A 13,922-nucleotide genomic window follows, 5' to 3' on the forward strand; every position below is an offset into this window, starting at 1 on the left:
TGTCCCAAGTCCGGACCTTCAGCGAGGCGTGGCCACGTTCCTGAACGAAAGGCAAGTTTGAGGAATGCCGCTCGGCGCATCGAATGGCGACAATTGGGTCGATGACGTCAAGCGCGCCACCCAGCATCGTCTCGAAGTCCGGCTCGTCGGGAATGATGCCGTTCAACCGCGCGTCTCCTCTATCACGGTCGATTCGGCGGTCAGTGGTGTGCTGCGTTTGTAATAGCCGGGCGACCGAACGGTTAGTCCGACACCGCTCCGTATGCGACGAGTCAGGTCAGCACGCTGCCCGGCAGGGAGACCCTCCCACCAGCTCTTCCTAAAGAAGATGTTCTCCATCTGCTCGAAGGCGATCTGGACAAGCGCATCTGCCTTCTCCGAGGCAACGAGTTTATCGAAAGCATCGAGATATGTGCCGGAAGGGCCGTCGTTCGGCCCGATCCATGCGAACATCGCAATGCTCTTGCCGGCGTACGTGGTGATGGTGAGTGTCAGCTGCTCCAGCGCTGCCGTGCCGCGGGCGAGGTGCTGGAGCCGGGTGCCGTCGATCGCGAGTTCGGGCATATAGCCACCGCAGCCGGCGAGGGGCAGCGTCGTGTCGAAGCGATAGGCGCGATAATGGAAGCCAGCGGTTTGGCCATGCTCGATGCGTTCGCGGTAGTTTTGAAGAAGCGCCTCGACCTCGGTAAGGCCGCGGCGGGCTCCCGCCTCGGTCAGGTGGCACCTGACTTGGATCGCTTCTTGGATGTGCAACGGCAGGCCCCGGTCCATCTGCCGCTGGATCGGCGCATTCGTCACTTGGACCGCTTTCGTGAAGCGCTCGTATGCGATGGCGCGGTAGGCGAACAGCAAGGCCTCATCCACCGTAAGCCCGACGTCTTTGCCCTCGATTGGCTTGAAGATTTCATCATCATGTGAACCGCAGAAGCCCGGGAACACCGACGCATCACCGATACCAACCTCGGTCGGAGGGGGATTTCCGTTGTGATCAATCATAGCCCGGAGGTTCGCCTTAACGCTAAGCACGCGCGACTTACCCTCGGCGATCGCGGCCAGGCCGCCGTTACGCTGAACCGTATGAGCCTTGATGATGTTGGAACAGCCGGTGCCTGCAAAGGAGTGCGAGCAATATCCCTTGCGACCCCGCTTGCGGGCATCGTCCTCAACGTCGAAGACATTAAAGCGAGGCTGGCTCTCCCGCCCCGCATGGCACTTCTTCCACTTTATGCCCTGACCACACCAGCACGGCTCGTTGCGCCCCATCGTCGCCTGGGCTCTCGGCCGAGGCGGTCCGGTATAGGGAGATGTGAGCGACGGGTGGGCGAGCATGCACCACATATCGGTCGTCAATCCGGCCGTTCAAGGATAGACCGGCTCTGGCTAGGCGCCGGGCCCGGACATTTGCGACCGAGGGTAAGCTAGGCTGCGATGTTCTCGAGCAATTGTTGAGTATCAGCTTGTCGGCGCAAATCTGCCACGGTGCCGTCCAAAGCTCCGAACCGGGCGCATCCAAGCCATCAGCTTCGCCTGAACGAACGTCCGGTTCCGGAAGGCGGCGATACGGCTTTGAATGTCTGCGAGTGGGTCGTCGCTGCCCGAAAGCGGCCTGGTCGGACCCGCCCTAGTCAGGGTCGTTTGAAGGTAAGCTGTCCGGCCTCGCTGCTGATCGCAATCGTTAGTCGCAGACGTTAAAAGGCCGATCACAAACGCCCAAACAAAAGTTGCTCATGCTCAATGCTGTCCCGAAGTTTCCGACATTTCTCTGCCCGGGCGGCACAGTAGCCTTTCCAGTCTGCTTGCATGGTTTCCGGCTTCCAAGATCGCACATAATGAGTGCGGAAATTGTCCAGCTCGGATCGTGACTGCTGGTGGTCGGAAAACGCCGCGACTGGCACTGACCCAGTTGCTGCGAGGCTTGAGATGATCGACTGTATGGTGATCCGTCGCTGGCGTTCGGCTTGGCTAAGGTGCAATCGTGCCTTGAGGAAAGGGCCCAACGACGGCGCGTCGGTGTCCGTGCAGTTCTCCAAATGCACTATCGCTTCCAACAGGTGCTGATGAACTGTTTTCAACAATTTGCGCTGCGTGGGCGCGGGGTCGGGATTTAGGCCTTCCGGACCACTCGCTCTGGGACGCACGCAAGGGCGATCTTACGGTCGCCCGGGCCCGCGAATCCATAGAGGTCGCGACCTCTGAACGCACTGTCCAAGTTGCATTTCGCGAAGTGTCTGATGCGCTTGCCAATCGCCGCTATCTGGCCGAGCAAATAGCTGCGCAGCAGCGCGGGGTAGATGCGCAACTGGCTCTTGCCCGGCTTGCCAGCCGACGATATCAAAATGGTGTGGCGCGTTTTCTGGAGGTGCTCGATGCGGAGCGTAGCCTCTTTGTCACGCAACAGACGTTGATCGGGCTGCGGGGCGCCGAGCTCAACAGCATTGTGTCGCTCCATGCTGCGCTCGGCGGCGGTCTCGGTACCCCTTTCCCACCACGCTAAGGAAGCGCTGCACCGCGTCAAAGGGCATGTGGGTCGTTTCTACGGTAAGTTTGGTGTGAACTGATCGAGCATCATCGGACTGTAACGAAACCGGCGCGATGCTTGCGACGGAACCCGGACACGGGCAGTTGTGGCGAAAGAGGTGTCCGATGCTCGACAATCGCCTTACTTATGCCGTTGCGGTCGCACGCACACAATCCTTCACCAAGGCCGCAGAACAGGTTGGAGTCACCCAGTCCGCCGTGACGAAGGGGATAGCCGATCTCGAAGACCAGCTCGGTTATGCGCTCTTCTCGCGCTCGGCGCGGGGTGCCGAGGTAACCGTCGAAGGGCGCGCGTTTGTCGAGCGAGCCTCGAGCCTGCTCGAAGATGCGCGCGACCTGCTCAAGCCCGAGGCAAAGGCGAATCCGTACAGTGGCGCATTACGGATCGGCGTGTGTCCGGCCTCGTTGGAGTGGCTGCTTGCTGATCCACTGGGCCAATTGATTCGCGACTATCCGTCGATCCGCGTTCAGATGACGGCGGGTTCGTTCGAAACAATTGTCGCGCAACTGCGCGCCGGGTTGATCGACATCGCTTTCGGTTTCGATGCGGCCTTTGATGAATGGCCTGAACTGGCACGGGTTGCGATGCCGGTGCTGAAAGTCGGCATGTTTGTCCGGCGCGGTCATCCCCTGCTCGATATCACCACCCTGACAATCAACGAGATTGCCCGCTATCCGTTCGTGGGGCCGTCAGATTCACGGCCCTATGGCGAACTCGTTCGCAGCCTTTATCCAAGCTATGGACGGGACGGATCGGCCAACATCCACATTGCTGATTTCTTCCCCATCGTTCGTGAAATTGTCGAGGCAAGCGACGCGATCGGAATCGTCAGCGCCGATTTTCGCCCGAAAGGATCCTTCGCGGACAAATTCCAGTTTCTGCCGTTCGATTTATTTACCCCCGCGCGAATGTGTTGCGCCTATCGCGCCCGTTGGGAACCGAAGCGCAATGTCCGGGCATTGCTGGCCACGCTCGCGCGCCACTTCGGGACCGGCAGCGCCGATCATGCCTCATCGGAATAACCTTGGCGGCTTTGGAATTGGACGGGCCTGACCGCTCACGTCTAGCACCGCACCGATAGCAAACCGCACCGTCACAACGGTGCGATCAAAAGGAGTGTTGCGGTGATTGACCGTTCGTTCATCGGGGCGAGCCTTGTTGAATCGAAGTTGTCGATCGATGCGGCGCGACTGAAATTTTTTGCCGAGGCGATCGGCGAGACCAACCCGATCTACCTCAACGGCGACGCGGCGCGTGCGGCTGGCTACACGGACATTCCGGTGCCGCCGACCTTCTTGATGGCGGGCACGATGGATTCGGGCGTCATGTTCGACATGCTCGACCGGATGAACGTGCCGATCGGCAAGGTGCTGCACGGGGAACAGCAGTTCGACTATCTGGCGCCGGTCGTCGTCGGCGATGTCGTGGCGATCTCGACCAGCATCGTCGACATCTACGACAAGAAAAACGGTGCGCTGGAATTCATCATCACTGAAAACATCGTCACCAACCAGAACGGCAAAGTCGTTGCCAAAATGCGCGGCACGACCGTTGTGCGGCATTGAGCAAGGAGCGGGGACGATGAACGGGAATGCGGTTTTCGATCCGACAGTCGGCGATGTGCTGCCCGAACTGGCGCTGCCGCCGGTCAATCGCACCATGCTGGCGCTGTTTTGCGGCGCATCCGGCGACCATAACCCGATTCATATCGACATTGATTTTGCGCGCAAATCGGGGATGCCCGATGTGTTCGCGCATGGCATGCTTGGTATGGCCTGGCTGGGGCGTCTGATCACCAACTGGGTGCCGCAGGGGCAACTCCGCCAGTTCAATGCGCGCTTTGTCGGGATCACGCACATCGGCAACCAGATGACCTGCGCGGGCAAGGTCACCGAGCGGCTCGACCATGAAGGCGAAGCCTGTGTGCGGGTCGAGATCAGCAGCGCTAACCAGTTCGGGCAGAGCAAGATCCTCGGCGACGCGTTGGTCGCGCTCGCCTGAACCCCCAGACTCGCCTGAACCCTCAAGAACGGAGACGAACGATATGACCGCGAAGCTGGACGGCAAGACGGCGCTGGTCACAGGATCGGGACGCGGCATCGGCCGGGCCATCGCGCTCAAGCTGGCGTCAGAAGGCGCCCGGGTCGTCGTCAACGATCTCGATGCGGATCCCGCCAACGATGTTGTTGCGGAAATCCGCGCAATGGGCGGCGACGCGGTGGCCTGCTCTGGCAGCGTATCTGCGCCTGACTTTGCCGATCGCTTCATCGGCACGGCACTCGAACACTATAAAGGTGTCGACATCATCATCAACAATGCCGGTTATACCTGGGACAGCGTCATCCAGAAGATGACCGACGAACAATGGTATGCGATGATCGACGTCCATCTGACCGCGCCATTTCGCATTTTGCGCGCGGCTCAGCCGGTTATCCGCGCGCTGCACAAGGCCGATGGCGACGCGGGCGTGCGCAACGTCCGCAAGATCGTCAACATTTCGTCGATGGCGGGGCTGTTCGGCAATGCCGGTCAGATGAACTATGCCGCAGGCAAGGCGGGTATCGTCGGCATGACGATGACGCTGGCCAAGGAATGGGGCCGGATGGCGGTGACGGTGAATGCCGTCGCTTATGGCCTGATCAAGACGCGCCTGACCGGCAGCACGCTTGAAAAGGGCACCGCCACTATCGATGGCCGCGAGATCAAGGTCGGCGTCAACCCCGAGCTGATGGACATGATGGAGCGTACCATTCCGCTCGGTCGCGGCGGCACGCCCGAAGAAGCGGCGGGCGCGGTGTATCTGTTCTGCATCCCCGAATCCGATTACGTTAGCGGCCAGACGCTGATGTGCAGCGGCGGTCTGACGGGGATTTGACCTTCATGGCGCACGCAACACTCGAAGTTGTTGGCAATGTGGGCGTTATCACGCTCAACACGCCCGACAACTACAACGCTCTCGGGCCGCAAATGAGCGCTGATCTGCTTCAGGCGATCTACGATGCGGTGGACGATGATGCGGTGCGTGCCTTGCTCATCACCGGCGCTGGCAAGGGCTTTTGCTCGGGCGCGCAGATGGGTGAGGAGATCTTCGCATCGGGTGGCGATATCGGCGAGATCATGCGCACGACGATCACCCCGCTCATCACCAGGCTGCGGACCAGTGACAAGCCGGTGGTCACCGCGATCAACGGCCCGGCGGCGGGGGCCGGAGTCGGGCTGGCGCTGGCCGGCGACATCGTCATCGCAGGCGCGTCTGCGCTGTTCCTTCTCAGTTTCGTCCGCCTCGGTGCGACGCTTGACGGCGCGACGTCGGCGATCATCCAGCGTGCGATCGGCCCGATCCGCGCCCGCGGCATGGCGCTGCTCGGCGAACCGCTGCGCGCCGCCGAAGCCGAGGCGTGCGGGCTGGTGTGGAAGACCGTTCCCGACGATGCGCTGATGGACGAAGCACTCCGTATCGCGACCAAGCTCGCCGATGGGCCACCGATCGCGATGGCGATGATCAAGCGACAGCTGGAGGATTGCTGGGCGATGCCGCTGGCCGACGTGCTCGCGCTGGAGGCAGACAATCAGGTCAAGGCATTCGTGACCGCCGATCTGCGCGAAGGAGCGGCGGCGTTTGTCGAGAAACGTCCACCGCGTTTTGAGGGGCACTAAGGACGACAATCTGTCGACCAAGGAGGCCGACCGGTAAGATCGCCGCTTAGTACCATTGATCCGCTTTGCCAGTGACTGGATCGAATGAGGGGCACGGATACTCAGGCGATCCCGCGGTCCTGACCGATCCAATGGGGCGCGCGCAGATCACGTTTGAGCACCTTGCCCGTAGCCGATAGCGGCAGGCTTTCGCGAACCTCCATCGACCTTGGGCATTTGTAATTGGCTATCCTGACCCTGCAATGGGCGATCAACTCCTCAATCGTAATCGACTGCTGCGGCCGGACGACGATGACGGCATGAACACGCTCGCCATAATCGGGGTCTGGAATGCCGATTACGGCGACTTGGGCGACCGCTGGATGGGCCTCGACGGCGTTCTCGACCTCGGCCGAGAAGACGTTCTCGCCCCCTGTTATGATCATGTCCTTTACCCGGTCGCAGATGAACATGAATCCGTCGCAATCGCGATACGCGACGTCGCCTGTATGAATCCAGCCGTTCACTATCGTGTGTGCTGTTTCGTCCGGCTTGTTCCAATAGCCAGACATCATTGCCGGGCTGCGCGCGAGAATTTCACCGGGCGCTCCATCGACCGCGTCCCGTCCGTCGCTATCGACGATCCGCACCTGGACACCCGGCATGGGCCGGCCGATTGACATCGCCTTGGGGCCATTTGGCAACTGATGGGCCGGATCGAGCGAGCTGATCGATGGCCCCATCTCTGTCTGACCGTAGGCATGTATGAGACTGAGACTGGGCAGATCGGCGCGAATGTTCGCAAGCAGCGCGGGCGACATTGGCGAGGCGCCAAATAGCAAAGAACGCATGCTGGCGAGCCGGGATGGGCGATAATCGCGATGCTGTTGGACCATGGCAAGCATTGTTGGCGGCAACAATGTGATCGTGACCGCCGTCTGCTCGATAACTTGCATCGCCTGTTCAGGATCAAAGCGCCGGATGAAGACATGCTTTGCGCCCGCGATCAACGCAGCGTGCGACAGCGCACCATCGCCGAGATGAAACATGGGTGCCGCATGCAGCAGAATCGATTGTTCGGTCATTCCGACAATCCCGCTGATACCGACTGCGGCTGCCCATAGCGCCATGTGCGACAGCATGACGCCCTTCGGGAAGCCGGTGGTCCCACCCGTGTAATAGATACCAGCGAGCGCATCGTTCGGCCCATCATGCGCCGGCCCGGCGTCTCGCGTCGCGATCATGGCAGCGATCGATGCTTCTTCCGGTATTCTCTCACCATCAAGCGTGACAATGGCGACCGGGCGCTGCCCGGCGATCTGCACTGCAATCTCCCGATGCTCGGCATCGTGGAACAGGAGCGTTAATCCGGCATCGTCAACGCTATACAGGTGTTCCTCAAGGCTCCATCGATAGTTCATCGCCACAAGCACGCCGCCCATCCACCAGATCGCCAGCTGAGCCTCAAGGAATGCCGCTGAGTTGAGGCTGAGCAAGCCAATTCTGTCACCAGGCCGGATGCCTATCGCGCGCAGCCCGTCGGCAATCCGGGCGACGCGGTCAGCGGTTTCAGCCCAGTTTCGGGCAGTGCCCTGGTCTTCTGTTGCGATCATGCTGTGACGAAATTGAGCGCTGGACTGGACGGCATGGACGAGCAGCATGAAGAAACCCCTGACGCGCCAATAATTGCATTTTGCAAGAATTTTTGCCTTCGCCATGCAGCGTGAAGCGACTGGCCAGAATGTCAAATTCCTTATGATTGCGGACCATTCCGCCGCTTCATGGCGAACGAAGCCGGCGGCGACTATTCCTCACCGGAATAGCACTCCATGACAATGAATTGGCGCGGCACCGGCATCGATCGGTACTGTGAAACCGTGCCGTCGTGGTGCTCGTGGCGAAACTTGGCGTTAGGAGATTGACTTGCTGAACCCCGCTGGGCGCACCGGCTATTCGTCAGATCATGATGCATTCCGGGATTCGCTGCGCCGGTTCATGGCGCGCGAATATCTGCCCTATCTCGACCAGTGGGAAGCCGAGGGCATCATCCCGCGCTCCTTCTGGCTGGCGGCGGGCGAAGCCGGGTTGATCTGCCCCAATGTGCCCGAGGAATATGGCGGGCCGGGGCTGGATTTCCGCTTCAATGCAGTGACTGACGAGGAATTTGGTTATCTCGGGTCGATCCCGGGCATCTGCCTGCAATCGGACATCACCGCCGAATATTTCGTCGCTTATGGCAGCGATGAACAGAAGCGGCAGTATCTGCCGCGCATGGTGACGGGCGAGATCGTTACGGCCATCGCGATGACCGAGCCCGGTGCCGGATCCGACCTGCAGGGCATCCGGACTACGGCGAAACGCGATGGCGACCATTACATCATCAACGGCAGCAAGACCTATATCACCAATGGCCAGCATGCCGATCTGGTTATCGTCGTCGCGCGTACCGCGCCCGATGGCGGGTCCAAGGGAACCTCGCTGATCCTTGTCGAGGCTGACCGGACTGGCTTCAAGCGCGGGCGCAACCTAGACAAGATCGGCTGTCATTCCGCCGACACGTCCGAACTGTTTTTCGAAGACGTCTGCGTGCCCACGACGAATTTACTGGGGCCGGAACATGCCGGGTTTGCGTGCCTGATGAACCAGCTGCCGCAGGAACGCCTGGCAGTGGCGATCTATGCCCAGACTGCGGCACAGGGTGCATTCGACCAGGCGGTTACGTTCGCCAAAGATCGCAGCGCGTTCGGCAAGACGGTGTTCGATTTTCAGAACACGCGCTTCACGCTCGCCGATCTGCAATCGCGGCTGCAGGTAGGCTGGGCGCACCTCGACTGGGCGATCGCTCGGCTGGTCGAGGGCAAACTGACCGCCGCCGAAGCGTCGGCGGCAAAACTCTGGCACACCGAGACACAGTGGCTGATCGTCGATGCCGCGCTGCAACTGCACGGCGGTGCGGGCTATATGAACGAATATCCGATCGCGCGGATGTGGCGCGATGCGCGGGTCCAGCGGATCTATGGCGGCACGTCGGAGATCATGAAGGAAATCATCGGGCGCTCGTTATGAGCGGTGCACTGGCAGGCGTGCGCATCATCGAGATGGCCGGACTGGGTCCAGCCCCCTTTTGCGGCATGATGCTCGCCGATCACGGTGCCGAGGTGATCCGGATCGACCGGCCGGGCGCGGCGACGATGCTGGTCGACGCACAGCATGATCTGCTCAACCGCTCGCGCACCGGATTGAGCGTCGACCTGAAGCATCCGGAAGGCACCGCCCTGTTGCGTCGGCTGGCGGCAGGCGCTGATGGCCTGATCGAGGGATTTCGACCCGGCGTGATGGAGCGGCTCGGACTGGGGCCGGACACGCTGTTCGCCGACAATCCGCGTCTGGTCTATGGCCGGATGACAGGGTGGGGGCAGAACGGGCCGCTGGCGCAGGCCGCCGGGCACGACATCAACTATATCGGGCTGAGCGGCGCGCTGCATGCCTCGGGCCGCGCGGGCGACAAGCCGACCCCGGCGATCAATCTGGTCGGCGATTTCGGCGGCGGTGCGATGATGCTCGCCTTCGGGATGCTTGCCGGACTGATTGCCGCCGGAAAGACGGGTCAGGGTCAGGTGGTCGATTGCGCGATGACCGATGGCAGCGCGCTGTTGATGACGATGATGTGGTCGACTTATGCAGCAGGACAATGGCGCGACGAGCGCGGTGTCAATCTGATCGACACCGGCGCGCCGTTCTACGACAGCTATGAGACCGCCGATGGCCGCTATATCGCGATCGGCTCGATAGAACCGCAATTCTACCGCCTGTTGCTGGAAAAGCTGGGGCTGGCCGACGATCCCGCCTTCGCACGCCAACACGATCGAGCGAGCTGGCCACAGCAGCGCGCCCGGCTCGAGACGCTGTTCCTCACCCGATCGCGCGACGAATGGTGTGCCTTGATGGAGGGCAGCGACGTGTGCTTTGCCCCCGTGCTGTCGATGAACGAAGCCGCCCGCCATCCGCATAATCGCACGCGCGCAACCTTTGCTGAGGTGGACGGCGTAATGCAGCCGATGCCTGCGCCGCGTTTTTCCGCAACGCCGAATGCCATGCCGAAACCGATCGCGCTTGGCACCGATGCGGTTGACGTGGCGCTGCAAGGCTACGGTGTGACCAGCGATGAAATTGCCCAGCTCCGCGCCAATGGCGTGATTGTTTGACCCTTGGTGGCGGGCCTGCCTCGCCGGAACATTGAAAGGATGACATGATGAACACAACACAGGGCCGCGACGTATTGGTCGCCGGCGTTGGGATGATTCCCTTCCTCAAGCCGGGCGCTTCCGAGGCCTATGACGCGATGGGCGCGGCCGCGATCCAGCTCGCGCTGAACGACGGCGGCATCGATTATGCCGATGTCGACCAAGCCTATGCCGGCTATGTCTATGGCGACAGTTGCGCTGGCCAGCGCGTGATTTACAGCGCGGGAATGACGGGCATTCCGATCGTCAACGTCAACAATAATTGTTCCACCGGCTCGACTGCGCTCTTCCTCGCGCGCCAGGCAGTGGCGAGCGGGATGGCCGAATGCGTGCTCGCGGTTGGTTTTGAGCAGATGAAACCCGGCGCGCTTGGCTCGGTATTTGACGATCGGCCAAGTCCGTTTGCCGACTTTGACGAAGTCTGCGCCGATCTGGTCGATGTCGACTTGCCAATGGCGCTCAAATACTTTGGCGGCGCCGGGCGTGAGCATAATCAGCGTTTCGGCACGACCATGCGTGACTTCGCCCGTATTCGCGCCAAAGCAAGCCGCCATGCCGCGAACAACCCCCTTGCGCTGTTCCGAACCGAAATGAGCGAGGACGATGTCATGGCCGCCCAGCTGATCTGGCCCGACGTGATGACGCGGCCAATGGCGTGCCCGCCGACCTGCGGGGCCGCGGCGGCGCTGCTTGTCTCGGCGGACTTCGCCAAGCGTCACGCTCTCCGGGCGACGGTCCGTATCGCGGCGCAAACGATGACCACCGACAGCCCGTCGACGCTCGACTCGCGCAGCATGATGCAACTGGTCGGCTATGACATGACGGCGCGCGCGTCCAAGGCCGTGTACGAAGCCGCCGGCGTCGGCCCTGACGATATCAAGGTCGCCGAACTACACGATTGCTTCGCGCATAATGAGCTCATCACCTATGAGGGGCTCGGGCTTTGCGACGAAGGCGAGGCGGCCCGGTTCATCGCCGATGGCGACAACAGCTATGGCGGCAAGGTCGTCACTAACCCGTCGGGCGGGTTGTTGTCCAAGGGGCATCCGCTCGGCGCGACCGGCCTTGCGCAATGCTATGAACTGACCCACCAGCTACGCGGCACGGCCGAAGCACGCCAGGTTGAAGGGGTGCGCCACGCGCTGCAGCACAACCTCGGGCTAGGCGGAGCCTGTGTGGTAACGCTTTATGAAAAGGTCTGAACTGTTTCTTCGACAGCGATCGTCGATGCGAAACCTACCAGAGTTCTGTGAGGCCGCAGTCGAATGATATTCAGTGCGAAATTCCTCAAAGGTATAACCGGTCTCAAACCATCGTATCACAAACGGCGACACATATTCGTTATGTTTGTCCGGCGCGGGGCGGCTTATATCCGCAGTGACTTTAGTGGAGGCGCTACCGGCGATATCGTTCGCCGAGAAGAAACGTAGTCGCGCGACATTTCCGATCGTCGCGACAAGCCAGAAGAGAACAAACAGGTCAGCTCTTGCGACGGCAATTAGGCGATCCGGCATCGGACGAGAAGCTGGGACACTTAAATACATGCAACCTGCCGTCACCAGAATGGTAACACAGAGCGCCGCCGCCATCCTGATCGCAACGCGACGTTGTTCGCGCCTGAAATTGTTAGAGGCAGCCATCGGCCCTCTCTACCATCAGACGGACCTGGCTGCAGAATATGAACCAACGTCCGGTTTCGGCGAGCCGATTGGATGCCCTGACTGTCGGCTTGTGGGTCTTTTGTATGCAACCTGATATCACCATCATGGGATCTAGAGCATTTTCACATTGAGCGTTGATACCCGGCGGCATGGAAGAAGTTTGCGCATTCGTTGGGCGGGAAGCGATCGAGGAGGTGGCCGATCCGCTCGACCAAGCCGTCGATAGTTCGCGCAGGTTCCTGGCGTAATAGCGCCTTGAGCTTGGAGAACGCCATTTCGATCGGGTTCATATCTGGGCTGTAGGGCGGCAGGTAGAAGATCTGAGCGTGGCGCGCGGTGATCGCCTCTCGGATGCCGGCGACCTTATGCGCGGGCAGATTGTCGAGCACCACGACATCGCCCCGCCGCAGCGTCGGGGCCAGGACTTGGCCGATATAAGCTTTGAAGGCGTCGCCATCCATTGCCCCATCGAGCACCCAAGGCGCGGTCATGCCTGAGAGACGCAGGCCAGCGATGAACGTCATCGTCTTCCAATGCCCGAACGGGACGCTGTCGCGGCATCGCTCGCCGACCGGTGCCCAGCCGTAGAGCCGCGCCATCTTGGTGTTCACGCCGGTCTCGTCGAGAAAGACCAGCGTTTCAGGGTCGATGAACGGCTGGGCGGCGCGCCACAGCTTGCGGCGGGCCGCTACGTCAGGCCGGTCCTGCTCGGCGGCGCGCAGGGCTTTTTTTGAAAGACAGACCCAGACGCCGAACCGCATTCCACAGCCCGCCTGTGCTGAGCGTGACGCCGTGGTCCGCCGCGAGCCAGGCCTGAACCTGCGCCAGCGTGATGCCCGGTCGCGCGCGAATATGCGCCGCCAGCGCCAGCTCCTGATCGGGCGAGAGCTTGCGCGGTCGATGTCCTCGGGTCGCCTTCACGCCACTCTCGCCGGTCAGCCGCCGCCGGATCAACGCCTTGTAGATATAGGCGATGCTCACCTTGAACACCGGTGCCGCCTGCCGAACCGGCATCCCGCCATCGACCGCCGCAAGCACCCGATCCCGCAAATCCTGCGAATAACTCTGACCCGACCGCCAACCCATCGCCGCCTCCTCGTGACGGCTCCCTATGAATCACACGATCAGCGCAAAGGGAATCCCCTAACGCGATTCCGCTCAACCTGAAGCTGCTCTAGCCTTCGCATCAACCAGACGACCGGAGTCGGCCAGTTGCCGAGCGGCGGATACCTTTGAGACGATAGTGGATCGGCGACCAATGCTGGCGGTTGGTAAGCCGGTTTCCCAGTGGCTACTCTTAACAAAAACCGTCGTTCATGGGTCTTTCCCACGTTTCACCGTATCTCGGCACCAGCGCCAACCACTCATGTTCCGGCAGGCCCGCCGATCTTCCCTGCGCCGCCGCAATCGGCCCGCCATGGGTCACGACGGCGACACGCCGCGCGGTCAATCGGGCGATTGCGTCCAATGTTCGGTCTGCCAGTTCGGTCGTTGTCTCGCCGCCGCCTGGGCGAAAGCTGTCCGGCGCAGTGATCATCCCGTCCATCGCATTGCCGGTGGAGCGGTAGATTGCCAGCCAGCTTTTCCCCTCCCAATCGCCGAAATCACGTTCGCGCCAGTTCGCGTCTGCAATAGCTTCGACCTTTGCGATCGCGGCAATCTGTAGCGCGAGAATCCGCGTTCGACGCAGATTCGAATGGATAACGATATCAGGGCACCACGCGGCGATGGTGGAGGCGAGCGACCTGGCATGGGCAGCGCCGGCACGGCTCAGGCCAACATCGCTGGCACCATAGCAGCGTCCTTTCCAGTGTCGCGCGACCTCGGTGTGGCGCACCATCA

General features: G+C 61.3%; 13 protein-coding genes. 9 read left to right on the forward strand and 4 right to left on the reverse strand.

Annotated elements, in window-relative coordinates; all coding sequences use genetic code 11:
- Positions 1–162: 162 nt before the first annotated feature.
- Positions 163–1,329, reverse strand: coding sequence for an SEC-C metal-binding domain-containing protein (locus K2W81_RS13415; protein WP_294105132.1), 1,167 nt, complete (start codon positions 1,327–1,329; stop codon positions 163–165).
- A gap of 745 nt (positions 1,330–2,074) precedes the next feature.
- Here K2W81_RS13415 and K2W81_RS13420 point away from each other — a divergent pair.
- The 6 genes from K2W81_RS13420 (at position 2,075) to K2W81_RS13445 (ending at position 6,196) form a co-directional block, all read left to right on the forward strand.
- Entirely contained in the window at positions 2,075–2,494 is a 420-nt protein-coding gene (locus K2W81_RS13420) for a TolC family protein (protein ID WP_294105194.1), read from the forward strand.
- A gap of 149 nt (positions 2,495–2,643) precedes the next feature.
- Positions 2,644–3,561 (forward strand): LysR family transcriptional regulator, encoded by a 918-nt coding sequence (locus K2W81_RS13425; RefSeq protein WP_294105134.1) that lies wholly within the window; start codon positions 2,644–2,646, stop codon positions 3,559–3,561.
- Between the two features lie 102 nt (positions 3,562–3,663).
- Positions 3,664–4,104 carry a MaoC family dehydratase N-terminal domain-containing protein gene (locus tag K2W81_RS13430; RefSeq protein WP_294105136.1) on the forward strand — a complete coding sequence of 147 codons (441 nt, stop codon included), beginning with the start codon at positions 3,664–3,666 and terminating at the stop codon, positions 4,102–4,104.
- Positions 4,105–4,120: 16 nt separating this feature from the next.
- On the forward strand, positions 4,121–4,540 hold the full coding sequence (locus K2W81_RS13435; protein ID WP_294105138.1) for a MaoC family dehydratase: 420 nt from the start codon (positions 4,121–4,123) through the stop codon (positions 4,538–4,540).
- A 43-nt stretch (positions 4,541–4,583) separates the two neighbouring features.
- Positions 4,584–5,414, forward strand: a complete 831-nt coding sequence (locus tag K2W81_RS13440) for an SDR family NAD(P)-dependent oxidoreductase (RefSeq protein ID WP_294105140.1) — start codon at positions 4,584–4,586, stop codon at positions 5,412–5,414.
- Positions 5,415–5,419: 5 nt separating this feature from the next.
- Positions 5,420–6,196, forward strand: a complete 777-nt coding sequence (locus tag K2W81_RS13445) for an enoyl-CoA hydratase-related protein (RefSeq protein WP_294105141.1) — start codon at positions 5,420–5,422, stop codon at positions 6,194–6,196.
- A 101-nt stretch (positions 6,197–6,297) separates the two neighbouring features.
- Here the strand turns inward: K2W81_RS13445 and K2W81_RS13450 are convergent, their stop codons facing one another.
- The gene (locus K2W81_RS13450; protein ID WP_294105144.1) at positions 6,298–7,893 is read right to left on the reverse strand and encodes an AMP-binding protein; all 1,596 of its coding nucleotides are present in this window, start codon (positions 7,891–7,893) and stop codon (positions 6,298–6,300) included.
- A 205-nt stretch (positions 7,894–8,098) separates the two neighbouring features.
- Between K2W81_RS13450 and K2W81_RS13455 the strand changes: the two genes are divergently transcribed.
- From K2W81_RS13455 to K2W81_RS13465, 3 genes are read left to right on the forward strand one after another with little or no spacing between them, the layout of a single operon-like run.
- Complete coding sequence (locus K2W81_RS13455; protein WP_294105145.1) at positions 8,099–9,241, forward strand: acyl-CoA dehydrogenase family protein; 1,143 nt, start codon at positions 8,099–8,101, stop codon at positions 9,239–9,241.
- Positions 9,238–10,380 carry a CaiB/BaiF CoA-transferase family protein gene (locus K2W81_RS13460; RefSeq protein WP_294105147.1) on the forward strand — a complete coding sequence of 381 codons (1,143 nt, stop codon included), beginning with the start codon at positions 9,238–9,240 and terminating at the stop codon, positions 10,378–10,380. The genes K2W81_RS13455 and K2W81_RS13460 overlap by 4 nt, the downstream gene beginning before the upstream one ends.
- A gap of 47 nt (positions 10,381–10,427) precedes the next feature.
- On the forward strand, positions 10,428–11,621 hold the full coding sequence (locus tag K2W81_RS13465) for a lipid-transfer protein (RefSeq protein WP_294105149.1): 1,194 nt from the start codon (positions 10,428–10,430) through the stop codon (positions 11,619–11,621).
- Between the two features lie 581 nt (positions 11,622–12,202).
- On the opposite strand, the gene K2W81_RS13470 is transcribed toward K2W81_RS13465, so the two are convergent.
- Positions 12,203–13,166, reverse strand: a protein-coding gene (locus K2W81_RS13470) for an IS630 family transposase (RefSeq protein ID WP_294105150.1) whose coding sequence is annotated in 2 segments (ribosomal slippage) — positions 12,203–12,802 and positions 12,804–13,166 — 963 coding nt in all. Because the reading frame shifts where the segments join, the coding sequence is not laid out codon by codon here.
- Positions 13,167–13,377: 211 nt separating this feature from the next.
- Positions 13,378–13,920: a histidine phosphatase family protein gene (locus tag K2W81_RS13475; protein WP_294105152.1), complete on the reverse strand. Its 543-nt coding sequence runs from the start codon at positions 13,918–13,920 to the stop codon at positions 13,378–13,380.
- Between the last annotated feature and the right edge of the window lie 2 nt (positions 13,921–13,922).

This window comes from Sphingomonas sp. (genome assembly GCF_019749955.1).
Classification (GTDB): Bacteria; Pseudomonadota; Alphaproteobacteria; order Sphingomonadales; family Sphingomonadaceae; genus Sphingomonas.